At 67.3% G+C, this 13,651-nt stretch carries 11 protein-coding genes; 2 read left to right on the forward strand and 9 right to left on the reverse strand.

Features of this window, described 5'->3' with window-relative positions; translation table 11 throughout:
* Positions 1-368: 368 nt before the first annotated feature.
* From ACYX7E_RS14935 to ACYX7E_RS14950, 4 genes are all read right to left on the reverse strand, one after another.
* Positions 369-2,372, reverse strand: a complete 2,004-nt coding sequence (locus tag ACYX7E_RS14935; protein ID WP_462081383.1) for a sigma-54-dependent Fis family transcriptional regulator — start codon at positions 2,370-2,372, stop codon at positions 369-371.
* A gap of 107 nt (positions 2,373-2,479) precedes the next feature.
* A complete protein-coding gene (locus tag ACYX7E_RS14940; RefSeq protein WP_462081384.1) occupies positions 2,480-4,027 on the reverse strand; it encodes a LutB/LldF family L-lactate oxidation iron-sulfur protein in 1,548 nt (515 codons plus the stop codon).
* A complete protein-coding gene (locus ACYX7E_RS14945; protein ID WP_462081385.1) occupies positions 4,024-4,764 on the reverse strand; it encodes a LutC/YkgG family protein in 741 nt (246 codons plus the stop codon). Before ACYX7E_RS14945 ends, ACYX7E_RS14940 begins: the two co-directional genes overlap by 4 nt.
* A complete protein-coding gene (locus ACYX7E_RS14950) occupies positions 4,761-5,612 on the reverse strand; it encodes a (Fe-S)-binding protein (RefSeq protein WP_462081386.1) in 852 nt (283 codons plus the stop codon). The genes ACYX7E_RS14945 and ACYX7E_RS14950 overlap by 4 nt, the downstream gene beginning before the upstream one ends.
* Before the next feature lie 169 nt (positions 5,613-5,781).
* Here ACYX7E_RS14950 and ACYX7E_RS14955 point away from each other — a divergent pair, with 169 nt between their 5' ends.
* A complete protein-coding gene (locus tag ACYX7E_RS14955; RefSeq protein WP_462081387.1) occupies positions 5,782-6,483 on the forward strand; it encodes a FadR/GntR family transcriptional regulator in 702 nt (233 codons plus the stop codon).
* A gap of 47 nt (positions 6,484-6,530) precedes the next feature.
* Here ACYX7E_RS14955 and ACYX7E_RS14960 read toward each other — a convergent pair whose 3' ends face one another.
* The 5 genes from ACYX7E_RS14960 to ACYX7E_RS14980 form a co-directional block, all read right to left on the reverse strand.
* Entirely contained in the window at positions 6,531-7,016 is a 486-nt protein-coding gene (locus ACYX7E_RS14960) for a RidA family protein (RefSeq protein ID WP_462081388.1), read from the reverse strand.
* Positions 7,017-7,070: 54 nt separating this feature from the next.
* The gene (locus ACYX7E_RS14965) at positions 7,071-8,660 is read right to left on the reverse strand and encodes a S10 family peptidase (RefSeq protein ID WP_462081389.1); all 1,590 of its coding nucleotides are present in this window, start codon (positions 8,658-8,660) and stop codon (positions 7,071-7,073) included.
* Positions 8,660-10,126, reverse strand: coding sequence for a S10 family peptidase (locus ACYX7E_RS14970; protein WP_462081390.1), 1,467 nt, complete (start codon positions 10,124-10,126; stop codon positions 8,660-8,662). Before ACYX7E_RS14970 ends, ACYX7E_RS14965 begins: the two co-directional genes overlap by 1 nt.
* Positions 10,127-10,214: 88 nt before the next feature.
* The gene (locus tag ACYX7E_RS14975; RefSeq protein WP_462081391.1) at positions 10,215-11,573 is read right to left on the reverse strand and encodes an MFS transporter; all 1,359 of its coding nucleotides are present in this window, start codon (positions 11,571-11,573) and stop codon (positions 10,215-10,217) included.
* An 86-nt stretch (positions 11,574-11,659) separates the two neighbouring features.
* On the reverse strand, positions 11,660-12,817 hold the full coding sequence (locus ACYX7E_RS14980) for a pyridoxal phosphate-dependent aminotransferase (protein ID WP_462081392.1): 1,158 nt from the start codon (positions 12,815-12,817) through the stop codon (positions 11,660-11,662).
* Between the two features lie 314 nt (positions 12,818-13,131).
* Between ACYX7E_RS14980 and ACYX7E_RS14985 the strand changes: the two genes are divergently transcribed.
* On the forward strand, positions 13,132-13,605 hold the full coding sequence (locus ACYX7E_RS14985) for an Lrp/AsnC family transcriptional regulator (protein ID WP_462081393.1): 474 nt from the start codon (positions 13,132-13,134) through the stop codon (positions 13,603-13,605).
* Positions 13,606-13,651 lie beyond the last annotated feature (46 nt).

Below are 13,651 nucleotides of genomic sequence, written 5' to 3' on the forward strand. Positions count from 1 at the left end.
ATACGGCGGCGGGTCGAGACCCGCCCTACGGCGCTCGTCCGCGAGGCCGAAGACATCGAACTATCCGACGTAGTGCGGCATCCCGACTCGGGATTGCGGAGAGCAGGCCAAGGATGGCCTGCGGCGGCGAGTCAACCATGGATGGTTGACCGAGCCGAGGAGTAATTTCGGGTCGGGGTGACGCGGCTTACGAAGCCCACATCGTGTTCTTGCTTTTTCCTGCCTTAAAGCGCGATTCCCCATAGACCCTCTGCCTTTGAATCCATATCGGCAGATCCTTGAAAGAAAAAGGCGACGCATGTGCGTCGCCTTTCTTTGCTGCCGCAAGTGAATCGTCAACTGCGCCAGCGCACCGCTTCGGCCTGCCATCATCCTGAATGCGTCGGTGGCACGATGCCTTCTCGCTTCATGCGCCGGTACACGGTTGCCCGGCACAGGCCCAGCTCGCGCGCGGTATCGGTGATGTTCCAGCGATGCCGGCGCAGAGAATCCAGCAACCCCACGTCCGCCACGACATCCCCCGCACCTGCCGCATCCGGGCGTGCCGGGAATGCCAGCACCTGCGCGGATGCCTGCGGCGACGTCGCCTCGATGATCTCGGCCGGAAGATGATGCAAATCGACCGGTTCGCCATCAGCGATCGACAGCGCAAAGCACAGCACATTGCGCATCTCGCGCACATTGCCCGGCCAATCGTGGCGCATCAACAGCGCCATCGCCTCCGACGTGATCGCCCCCTCGACCTGCATCGCGCCGGCCTCTTCGGCCAGGATGCGCTCGATCAGGAACGGCTTGTCGTTGCGCTCGCGCAGTGCCGGCAAGGCCAGCGTCGCACCGCACAGGCGGTAGTAGAGATCCTCGCGGAATGTGCCCGCACCGATCTGGCGACGCAGGTCGCGGTGGGACGCCGCGACCACGTGCAGGTCGACGCGCACCGGACGATCGGCACCCAACGGCAGGATCTCGCGCTCCGACAGCACGCGCAGCAGCCGCGTCTGCAGCAACAACGGCATGTCGCCGATCTCGTCGAGGAACAGCGTCCCGCCGTCGGCGCGCTGGATCAGGCCCTTCATGCCCTTGTTGCGCGCCCCCGTGAACGTGCCCGGCATGTAGCCGAACAGCTCGCTCTCGATCAACGACTCGGGAATCGCCGCACAGTTGACCGCGACAAAGGTCTGCGACGCCCGCCGACTGGAATCGTGCAGCGCACGCGCCAGCACCTCCTTGCCGGTGCCGGTCTCGCCCTGGATCAGGATGTTGACCGGCTTGTCGACCAGGCGCACCGCACGGTCCAGCAACTGCTGCATCCGCGAGTCCTCGCCTGCCAGCCGGCCCAGGATCTCGTCGCGCTGCGGATTGGCCTGCGACTGCGCATCGCCATCGATGCCCGCACGCAGACGCGCCGGCGCCGCCTTCGGCGCAATCATGGACGCGTGATAGCCCTGCCCTTCCCACGTCGTAACGATGATCCGCTCGTCGCCGGCCGTACCCTTGGTCAGGCGCCAGATGTCGTCGATGCGCGAGCCGAATACACCACTGAGATGATGGCCGACCAGGTGCGCGCGCTCGTCGGCCGGGATCTGCGCGGTTTCGAGCAGGCGCAGGTAGCGGCGCGCATCGGCATTGGCGCCGACGATTCTGCCGTCGCGATCGACCGCCAGCATCAGCTCGCCGCAGACATCCACCAGCGGACCGGCGGTGCCCAGGCGCAGGATCCAGTGCTCGCGGAACTGGTGCATGAAGTTCGCGTCTTCGATCATGCGACCGTAGAGCACGGTCAGGTGCTTGACCAGGTGCTGGCTCTCGCGCGCGTTCGGCGAACTCAACGCCGAGACGTCGAGCACGCCCATGAAACCGCCCAGCGGATCGAACAACGGCGTACTGGTGCAGCTCAGCCCGACATGGCCGATGTAGAAGTGGTCTTCCCGGTGGCAGGTCAGCGCCGTACGCTCGGCGATGCAGGTACCGATCCCGTTGGTGCCGGCATGGATCTCGTTCCAGTTCGCGCCCAGCGCAAGTCCGGCGCGCTTGAGCGGCGTGTCCCAGGTATCGTTGCCGATGTAATCGATGGTGATGCCCTCGGCATCGGTCAACAGCAGCACATAGCCCAGCGCGGACACGTGCTTGTAGAGCTGCTCCATGCCGGCGCGCGCGACGTGCAGGTGTTCCTCATTGCGTTGCAGGCATTCGCGTAGGCGCGTCGATGTCTCGATGCGCACATCGGGACGCAGGCCCGGGTCGAGCGCGTGCTCGGTAGCGCAACGGCGCCAGGAACGGTGGATCAGCGCCGTGTTGGCGTCAGGTTGCGTGCGCTGCCTGGTCGAATGGACAACGCGCAGGATCTTGTCGACGTGATGTTGAACAGTAGCCATTTGCCGCTTCCTCCCAACGCATGCCGTCCATCCTGTCCGGCTTGCGGCCCTCGTCATGGAATGACCAGCATGTCCACGCTGGTGTTCCTGTTGTCATTGCGGTGCCGTCACGGTTCAACCGTTTGTCGTTGTGTGTTGTCTTGGTGTGGGTGTGGTGCGCCGCCTTTCGGCGGAAGAGGACGGGGCGTATCGCGACCCGCCGGAATCGTGGCCAACTGTTCGCGCAGCGAACGTCGCGCCGGGCGCAGTGGACTGCGCGACTGCGTCCATCCCGCTTGCCGGGACGGCGTCAGCATTCTCAGGCGAGACGCAGTCCATGCGAACAACCGGTACAGCAGTGCGTGGGAATAGAGCAGTCGCCACGCCTTCCACGACGCAGCCTCCAGGATGCTACGTGCTGCGCCCTGTCCCTTCAACGATTCTCGTTGCTGCGCTGCGGGATGGACATGCCGCCCGGCTTCGCGCAGGCGCATCAGCAACTCGGGAATCGGGATGCCGACCGGGCAGACATCGCCGCAGGCGCCGCACAGGCTCGACGCCGTAGGCAGATCGCGGGTCGATTCGAGGTTCATCAGGTGCGGCGAGATGATCGCGCCGATCGGGCCGGGATAGGTGGTGCCGTAGGACAGGCCGCCGACACGCGCATAGACCGGGCAGTGGTTCATGCAGGCCCCGCAGCGGATGCATTGCAGCGTCGCGCGGAAATGCTCTTCGCGATAGGCCTGGCTGCGGCCGTTGTCGAGCAGGATCAGGTGGACTTCGCGCGGACCGTCGCGCTCGCCGCTGCGGCGCGGCCCGCTGATGATGTTCAGATACGTGGTCACCGCCTGCCCGGTCGCGGAACGGGTCAGCAGCGTGAACAGCGGAGCGACGTACTCGAGCCGGTCGATGACCTTCTCGATGCCGGTGATCGCGATATGCACGTCCGGCACCGTGGTCGACAGCCGGCCATTGCCTTCGTTCTCGACCAGCACCAGCGAGCCGGTCTGCGCAACCATGAAGTTGACGCCGGACACGCCGATCTTCGCATGGCGGAATTCGTCGCGCAGCGCGCGCCGGCCGATCGCGATCAGTTCGTCGACATCCTCGGTGTAGGGTTCGTGCGGCAGCTTGTCGGCGAAGATCCGCGAAACGTCGTCCTTGGTCTTGTGGATCGCCGGCATGATGATGTGGCTGGGGCGGTCGCCGTCGAGCTGCAGGATGTACTCGCCCATGTCGGTTTCGATGCAGGCGATGTCGTGCTCGGCCATGCGATGGTTGAGCTCGATCTCCTCGCTGACCATCGACTTGCCCTTGACCATGCGCTTGGCGCCATGGCGGTTGGCGATATCGAGGAAGATCCGGTTGGCCTCGTCGGCATCGGCGGCCCAGTGCACCTGCACGCCGTTGGCGGTCAGGCGCGCTTCCAGCTGCTCCAGCAGGTCCGGCAGATGGGCCAGCGCATGCTTGCGGATGCCTTCGCCGAGGCTGCGCAGGCGCTCGAAGCGCTCGATGTCGGGAAACTGCGCCGCGCGCTTGTCGGTCAGGAAATCCATCGCGCCGCGGAAACTGCGCCGCAGCACCGGGTCGGCCAGCACGATGTGCGCGTTGTCCTTGAACGCCAGCGGATCGGCGACCATCGCGCCCGGCACGGCATGGAGGGTCTGCGCGCTCATGCGGCGACGCCCTCGCGGACCAGCAGGATCACCAGCTGCTTCGGACCATGCGCCCCGTAGACCAGCAGGCGCTGGATGTCGGCGGTCTTGGACGGCCCGGTCACCAGCAGCGCATTGGTCGGCAGGCCGTCGGCCCAGCGTTCCGCCTGCATGACCGCGTGCAGGGTGTCGTGCAGGGTGTCGGCCTGCAGCACCGCGATGTGCAGCGGCGGTACCAGCGACAGCGTCCGTGGTTCGGCGATGGTCGGCCACAGCACCAGGCTGCCGGTCTCGACGATGCCGCCGCGAACGGTCGAGATGCCGGCGTCGATGTCGTCGAACAGGGTCGCCTTGAAGTCCTCGATCGGCGCGTCGTACCAGGCCAGGCGTGCCGGATCGATCGCGTTCTGCAGGCAGTCGGCCAATGGCGTGTCGCGACCGGCCAGGAGGCGCTGTATGCCCTTTTCGTCGAGCACGGCCAGCACGGCGGCGCCGAGTCCGTCCGGGGTGGTCTCGATGACGTCGGCACGCCAGCCACGCGCGTGCTCGACGAAGCGCGCGATGCGACCGTCGGCATCGAGGTCGGAAACCGTTGCATCACCGGCATAGTACGGCTGCAGATCAGGCACGGGGATCGGCGCCGATGGCATCGCCGCTCGCAGCCGCGACAGGATCGCGCGCCGCGACGAGCCGGCATGCGCGCTGTCCGCAGGATGGTCTTCCAGGGTGGACGCGCCGGGCATGGGGTCGCGCATCATGCGGCGTCCCTCCCGGGCAGCCTGGCCCGCAGCAGGGTGGCCAGGTGCGTGCCACGCAGGGCCGCGCCGCGACGCTCCAGCGTGGCGTTGAGGTTGAGCAGGCAGCCGCAATCGCCGCTGACGAAGCCATCGCATTGCGTCGCGGTGATCGCATCGACCTTGTCGCCGGCCATCGCCGCGGAGATCTCCGGATGCTTGACCGAGAACGTGCCGCCGAAGCCGCAGCATTCCGGCTCATGGTCCTGGACCAGCAGCTCGACGCCGGGCAGCGCGCCGAGGACGCGTCGCGCACTGGCGAACGCGCCGGTTTCGCGGCGTGCGCTGCACGACGTATGCAGGCAGACCTGCAGGGCCTCGCCGCGCAGGTCGCTGAAGTCGATCCGGTCGACGATGAAGTCGCTGAATTCCACGACCCGTTCGGCAATCGCGTCGGCTTGCGCTTTCAACGCGGCGTCTTCGGCAAACAGGCGTGGCCAGTGGTGGCGCATCATGCCCGCGCAGGAACCCGAGGGCACCACGATCGGCCACGGTTCCGGAAACAGGTCCAGCTGCGCACGCGCGACCGCACGCGCATCCTCGGGAAATCCGGTGGTGTAGGCGGGTTGGCCGCAACAGGTCTGGCCGCTCGGAAACACCGCTTCGATCCCGGCATGCGCGAGCACCGCGACCGTATCCATGCCGGCTTCGGGCACGAACAGATCGACCACACAGGTCGCAAACAGATAGACCTTCTGCACTGCGACGCGCTGCGGCGCGGCCGCGCCGATGTCGTCGCGCACGTCATCGCCGGCGTCGTGGCGCAAGCCATCGGGCAACGGGTGATCCGGGATGTTCTGGGGCTGGCGCATGCGCGATCCAATGGCTGGCGAGGCCGAGTGTCGGCAGTCCATCGCGGGGCTGTATATTGGTCAGACCAATCCCGGAAGATGCTGCATTGCGGCAACTTCAGGCGGTTTTCAGCCTCAGCCACTCCAGCCCCTTCCTGCCCCCGCCATCGAGTCCCAGCGAGTCCCCGCGATGAACAGCCAGGTCCAGCAGGTCATCCATCACCTGGAAGCCTCGATCCTCAAGGGGGCATTTCCGGTCGACCATCGGCTGCCGTCCGAGCGCGCACTGGCCGAACAGCTGTCGGTCTCGCGCGCCACCGTGCGCGAGGCGATCACCTCGCTGGTGTCGCGCGGGATGCTGGTGCGCCGACAGGGGGATGGCACCTATGCAGTCGAGCAGTCCGACCATCGCATGGCCGAGATCTGGCTCGACATGGCGCAGCAGCACCCGATGCTGCAGGGCGACCTGGTGGAGTTCCGCGCGATGCTCGAGAGCCGCACCGCGGAGCTCGCCGCGCGTCGCCACGATGCCAAGGACCGTGTACGCCTGCAGGAAGCGCTCGACAGCGTCGACGCCGCCTATGCCGGCAGCGACCGCCGCGAACAGATCCGCAGCGATGTCGCTTTCCATCGCGCGATCGCCGATGCCACCCACAACCCGGTGTTCTCGTACCTGATGTCGTCGCTGCTGAAGTTGCTGCACGAGCACGTGCAGCTCAGCCTGGCCGGCCTGGAACCGCAGTCCACGACCGCGCAGCAGTTGCGCCAGCAGCATCGCGCCCTGGCGACGGCGATCCTCGCACGCGACGCCGAGCGCGCGCGGCAGGTCGCCGGCATGCACATGGATTTCGTCGCGACGCGCCTCAACGCACTCGCGCGTCCACCGGCCTGACCCGCGGACTCACGCAGCGGCTGCTGCGCGGATCGCGTTGACAAGATCTAAGGCAGGATCTCGACCTCGCCTTCCACTTCCACCGGAATGCCGAACGGCAGCTCGGCCATGCCGACCGCGCTGCGGGTATGGAGGCCGCGCTCGGGGCCGAAGACGTCGAGGATCAGGTCGGAGAAACCGTTGATGACCTGCGGCTGGCGGTCGAAGCCCGGCGCCGAATTGACCATGCCGAACACGCGGCGCCAGCCCACGATCCGATCCAGGCTGCCCAGGCTGCGTTGCAGGCTGCCCAACACCGCCAGCGCGGTCAGGCGTGCCGCCTCGTAGCCCTGCTCGACGGTGACCGCATCGCCGACCTTGCCGAGCGGATGCGCGACCGAGCCGTCCGCATTCAACGGACCGTGTCCGGAGAACAGCACCCGCGTGCCGGCGATCTGCACGAACTGGAACGGCAACGCCACGCCCGGCGGCGGCACGATCGGCGGCGGCAGGATCAGGCCGGCCTGGGCCAGGCGGGCTTCAATCGATGACATGGCGGGACCTTTGGATACGGGGGAGAGGATCGGCCGCCATCCGGGGCGGCGGGCTCACGGCTGCACCGGCTGCACCGGCTGCAGGAACGCACGCACGTCGGCCGCGACCTGGCGCCGACTGTCGGCGCCGATGTAGGGCATGTGGCCGGACGCATAGGTGCGCACGACGACGCGTGCCGGGTCCAGGCCGGCATGCGCGAGCATCTGCTCTGCGCCGCCGACGGTCGTGACCAGGTCGAACCAGCCGGTGCCCACGAACAGGCGCGTCGATGGGCTGCGACGCATCGCGGTGGCGAGGTCTTCGGCGTGATCGCGTCCCGGGACGGGCCCACGACCAGCACCCGCGCCGTAGTCCCAGCGCGCGTTGACGTCGGCAAACTCGATGGCGTTGTAGGCCAGCGGCAGGCTCACGCCAAGATCGTCGCGCAGGTAGTGGTTGATCGCCGCCACGAAGCCCGGCACGTACTGGCCCATGGCCGGGTCGTCGGCAACCGGATCGCCCGCGCTTGCGGCCAGCGGCAGCGTGTAACGCGCGTCGTAGAGTCCGACCTGCAGGCCATCGTCGCGCAGCACCTCGTTGGCGAACAGCGCCGGCGTGACCAGCAGCTTCTGCGCAAGGATCGACTCGGCACGGAGGCCGGTCAGGCCAGCGAGCGTGTCGGCGACCTCACGTCGCTGCACCTCGGGCATGCGGCTTCCTGCATGCAGGGCCAACACATACGCGTGATCGGCGAATGCGCGCGCACGCGCGACATGCGATTCGAAACTGACCAGGTTGCCGGCTGCATCCTGCCGCGCGACCTTGCCATGCCACCACGCTGTCGCCGCCATCGCCGACAGCGAGGTCAGCGCATTGCGACGGGCATCGCCGAACGACAGCGCCTGGCCCAGCAGCAGCACGCCCGACACTGGCGCGCTCTCCATGCGCCCGTCGGCGGTGGGCCCGCCGGCAAGCTGCCTGGCTACGACCGCGGCGCGGATGGTGCCGTAGCTCTCGCCCATCAGGTAGCGCGGCGCGTTCCAGCGCTGATGGCGGGTCAGCCAGTCGCGGATAAACGCGGAGGTGATGCTGGCGTCCTGGGCCGTGCCGAGGAACTGCGCCTCAGTGCCGGCCTTCAGGATGCGGCTGAAGCCGGTGCCGGGCGGATCGAACAGCACGATGTCGGCGACATCCAGCGGACTGTCGTCGTTGTCGACCAGCCGGAACGGCGGCGTGGTGCGCGGATCGATCTCCAGCGCACCCGAGGCACCATCCATGGCCAGGCGGCGCGGGCCGACGAAGCCCAGATGCAGCCACAGCGACGCCGAACCGGGGCCGCCGTTGAACACGAACAGCACGGGCCTTGCGGCATTGTCCTTGCCGTCGGTGCGGATGTAGGACGTGGAGACCAGGCTGGCGGTGCGCTCGCCCTGCGCGTCGACGATGAAGGTCTCGCGCACGCTGGCGGTGTACGCGATCCGCTGTCCGCCGATGCTGATGTGATGCCGCGACACCGACTCGAACCCGACCGGCGCCAGGTCGGCGGCACAGGCCAGCGCCGAGCACAGCAACAGCACCACGGCAACGCCCGCGGACAGCCAGCGACGCGTGCCATGCGGGCGTGCCCACGCGGAGGCAGACGCGCGCACCGGCCTGCGCCCCATCAGCGACGCATCCACGCGCGCAGGTCGTCCGTGAACTGCTTGAGGCTGCTTTCGATGGTGTAAGGCATGTGTCCCCCCTGGTAGTACAGCATCCGTACGCGATCCCTGGGCCAGCCCGATTGCGCGATCGCGTACTCGGAGGCGCCAATGGTCGTGGCGGTATCGTAGTATCCGGCCGCGACGACGACGCTGAGCCCGGGCTGCCTGTCCATCGCGATGCCGAGGTCGCGCATGTACGGCCAGTCCGCGAACGGGCTCTTGCCCGGCGCCCAGTCCCAGCCTTCCAGGCTGTCGACCGGGGACTGCGTGACGTACGCCAGGCCGGCGGGCACGCGCAGCACATCGCGCGCGTAGGCATCGAAGGTATCGGAGATCCGGCGCCACGGTGCCATCGATGCATCCACCAACTGCCCGGGGGCTTCAGGCGTGCCGACGTAGCGCGCATCGTAGCCGCCGAGCACCAGGCCCTGTCCGCGCAGCAGTTCCACCCGGTACTGGTCTTTGGTGACCTTCAGGTCGTGAGCAAGATGCACCTGGGCGGGCAATCCGGTCAGCGCTTCCAGTCGCGCGGCGATCCGCTGCTTCTCGGCATCGGGCAGGTTGCCGCCCTGGAACAACGCAGTGAGGTAGTCGCCTTCGGCGAACTGGCGCACCTCGTCGAGGAAATCCTCGAAACGCCGACTGCGCGGCTCGACCTTGCCGTGATACCAGCCCAGCGACGCCAACGTGGTCAGCGACACCACGTAGCTGGTGACATTACCCGGCCGCTGCGCCATCTCGATGATGTTCAGCGCCTGGCCGAGCAGGAACACGCCATCGACGCGCAGCGGCTGCACACGCTCGCTCATCAGGCGCGCGGCGCGGGCGGCGCGCAGGGTGCCGTAGCTCTCGCCCAGCAGGTACTTGGGCGAATCGAGGCGACCATGCCGGCGCGACCAGGTCTCGATCATCTGCACCAGTTGGCGGGCGTCTGCCTCGACCGAGAAGTAGGCGTTGGGCGCGGTGCCGTCGGCGACGCGGCTGTAGCCGGTGCCGGTGGGGTCGAACAGCACCACGTCGGCGACGTCGAGTACGGTGTACGGATTGTCGACCAGCGCGAACGTCTCCGGATCCGCGGCGAGGTCATCGGGGAAGGCGACGCGCTTGGGTCCGAACGCCCCCATGTGCAGGTAGATCGACGGCGAGATCGGACCGCCGTTGAAGACGAAGATCACCGGACGCTGCGCCGCATCGACGACATCGGCCATGTACGCGATCGACACCACGTCCGCCGAAGGGCCGTCCTTGCCATCGGCGGTCTTGCCATCGCTGATGCGGTTGTGCTCGACGCGCGACGTGTACGCCAGCGCCACCCCGTTGAAGGTACCCTGGTGGCGTGCCACGGCGATCTCGTCGCTGGCATGCGCGGACGGCAGGCCGGCGAGCAGCAGGATCATGGCCGCCAGCCAAGTACGCAGGTCTTTCATTCACGCTCTCCCATGGAATCGCCGCGTGGCGGCGAGGTATCACTTGTGTGGTGTCACGCGTGATGCATCACGCGTGTCCGGGTGCCGCCTATGCCTGCCGGCGCGTGGCCAGCACCGCCTGGATGCGGCTGAATTCACCTGCGCTCAACGCGTAGCCGCGCACCAGCAGGAACGACAGCAGCACGAACCCGGCAGGCACCAGCGCCAGGCCGTAGCGGATACCGGTGGCGACCTCGGCATTGGCGGTGTCCACGCTCTGGTAACCGATCCAGGCCAGCACCAGGCTGACCACGAAACTGCCCAGCGCCATGCCGGTCTGCTGGATGAATACCCACGCGCCATAGATCGTGCCCTCGCGCCGGGTGCCGCTGATCATTTCGTCGTACTCGACGGTATCGGGCACCATCGCATTGGGCAGCAGTTCGCCACCGGCATTGAACGCGCCGAACACCACCATCAACGGATACAGCATCCAGACCTGCCCAGCCGGCAGCACGATCACCGCCAGCCAGCACAGCACCAGGCCGGCGTAGGCGGCCAGGCAGGCCTCGCGCTTGCCGATGCGCGACGCGATCCTGGCCCATACCGGCGTCATCGCCACGCTGGTCAGGGCATTGAGCGGATACAGCACGCCCATGATCGCCGGCGACTGCCCGGAGACCACGGTGATGTAATAGATCAGCATGCCGCTGAAGGCCGCGCTGGCGATGTTGCTGAACAGGTAGGCGCCACTGAGCACGGCCAGCGGGCGGTTCTGGCGCAGCGTCGCGAGCTGCTCGCGGAAGCTCATTTTCTGCGGCTGGAACGCGATCGCCGGTGCATGCGCCGTGGTCGCGAACGCCACCACGCCACTGAGCAGGATCAAACCGCCGAACGCGATGCCGACGAAGCGATAGCCCTCCAGCGGCGTGCTGCCCAGGCTGATCAGCACGGGCGACACCGCGATCGCCAGCAGCACGGCCATGCGTGCCGCCATTTCCTTGTAACCCACCAGGCGCAGGCGCTGGTGGTAGTCGCCTGTCATTTCCGGCGCCATCGCCGAGTACGGCACGTGGTACAGGCTGACGCCGGTATTGACCAGCAGGAACAGCACGCAGAACACGATCGCGGCGGTACGCGGCTCGGCGAACTCGGGCATCGCGAACATCGCGACGAACGACAATCCCCAGACCAGGCCGCCGACCAGCAGGTAGGGCCGGCGCCGTCCCCAGCGCGAACGCGTACGGTCGGAGATCGCGCCCATCAGCGGATCGGTGATGACGTTCCAGATCCGCGGCACCAGCAGCACGATGCCCGCAAGCGCGGCGGGCACGTGGTGGGCTTCGGTCAGGTAGAACAGCAGGTAGATGCTGATGATGGCCATGTGGCTGGCGATCGCGAACTGGCCGAAGGCCCAGCCCAACTGCGCCGTCATCGTCAGGCGTGCACCCTGGCCCGGCATCACCATGCGCGCTGGCCCCTGCTGCCGCCGTATTCATTGCCGGCGGTATTGCCGGCCATGCCGCCGGGCCAGCCGCCTGTCGTCGTCGTCATCTATCCAGCCTCCACACACGCGTTGGACACCATGAATGCCTGCATGCCCTCGGCCAGGCAGCGCATCCCCTCATCGATCCAGGCGGCGTCCCGGCCGAAGCCGATCCGCAGATGCCCGGGGCTGCCGAAGTAACTGCCCGGCGCGACCGCCAGCGCATGCTCGCGCCACAGCCAGTCCGACAGCGCGACATCGTCGACGCCCTCGCGGATGCGCGGAAAGTACATGCAGCCATGCTCGGGCACGGCGCCCTCGATCAGTCCTGCGGCGGACATCGCATCGGCGGCCAGCACCAGGCGCGGACGCGCCTGCGCCAACAGGCCTTGCCAATGCGCATCGAACTCGGCCTGCCGCGACAATACAACAGCGGCCACGGCGTGCGACACCTTGGATACGCCGAACTCGAACTGTTCGTACACGGCGCGGATGCGCTGCTGGCGCGCGCCGCTGGCGACGATCCAGCCGCATTTGAGCGCGTACAGGCCATAGATCTTGGTCAGGCTGTTGACGCTGATGAAATCAGGCGACAGCCGCGCGGCCACGCGCGGCGGCGCGTTGGCGGTCGCGAAGTCAGCGTAGACCTCGTCGAACACCACGGCCACGCCGGTCCGCGCCGCCAGCGCCGCCAGCGACTGCAGGGTGTCGTCGGACAATCGCGTGCCGCTGGGGTTGTGCAGGTCGGTCAGCACGATCAGGCGCGTCGACGGCGTGACCGCCGCCTCGAGCGCCGCGACGTCGAGCTCGAAATCGCGACGGCGCGGCACCCGCCTGACGCTGGCGCGCTGGGCCAGCGCCAGCGACGACAGCAGGTCGAAATACGGACACTCGATCAGCACCTCGTCGCCCGGCGACAGCAACGCCTGGAAGACCAGGGCCAGGCCATTGCTGGCACCGGTGGTGCACAGGATGCTGTCGCGCGACAGGCCGTAACGCTGCGCCAGCGCATCGAGCACGACCGGATTACCATGCGAGAACGCGCTGCGGTAATAGCCGCCGAGCCCGTCGCCGAACGCCTCGGCAATGCACTCGCGCAACAGGCCGATGGGCTCCTGCACCGAGTTGTCGAACAGCAGGTTCGCACCCGGCCGGCGCGTTGCCGCCTCGACCATGCGACGCGCCCACAGGGTGTAGCTCGCCTCCACGCCTTTGCTTTCCTGCACTGGCTTTCCCGCCTTGTCGTCCATTGCCAAACGCCCGCCTCCGCTGCCAGGGACCATCGACCCGGGGATCGTCCGCAGCCCCGAAGGACCGCGGGCCCCTTCAGCCGACGCCTCGTTCCCTGCTGTCAGCCAGCAAAGTCCATGCAACGAATTTATCCGCGCCCGCCCCATAATTGCGTGCGTTATATGGCATCAAACGCCGGTCAATCGCTTTTTTTTGACGCCCGTGCCAGTATCCCGGAACATTTTTCACATGCCTTCCTGCTGTCCCCATCAGCCCCTATGCCCCCCTCGCCATACCGGAGCCGACCACGATGAGCACACTGGATTCCTTCGACGTCCGCATCCTCGAAACGCTGCAGACCGATGGCGACATGACGATGGCCGAACTCTCGGAGCGCGTGCATCTTTCGCACTCGCAATGCTCCAGGCGGGTCAAGCAACTGCGCGACAACGGCGTCATCGACCACTTCGCGGCGATCCTCAGCCCGGAGCGCCTGGGCCTGAACCTGAAGTCGTACGTCTCGGTGACGCTGAAGCACAACTCGCAGACCGCCGACGATTTCCGCGTGCTGATCCGCGACTGCCCGGAGATCATCGAATGCGCGATGGTCACCGGCGATGGCGATTTCCTGATCCAGGCCTACACGCGCGACCTTGCGCATTTCCGCGACCTGCTGGGCAAGCTGGCGCAGATCGAAGTCGTCTCCAGCCTCAAGTCGGTGATCGTCATCGAGGACGTCAAGCGTACCTCCGCACTGCCGGTCTACCAGGGCACTGCGCTGTAGACGGAGATTCTTTGTGGGAGCGCACTTGGGCGCGAATGGGCTTTCC

Source organism: Luteimonas sp. RIT-PG2_3 (genome assembly GCF_054902115.1).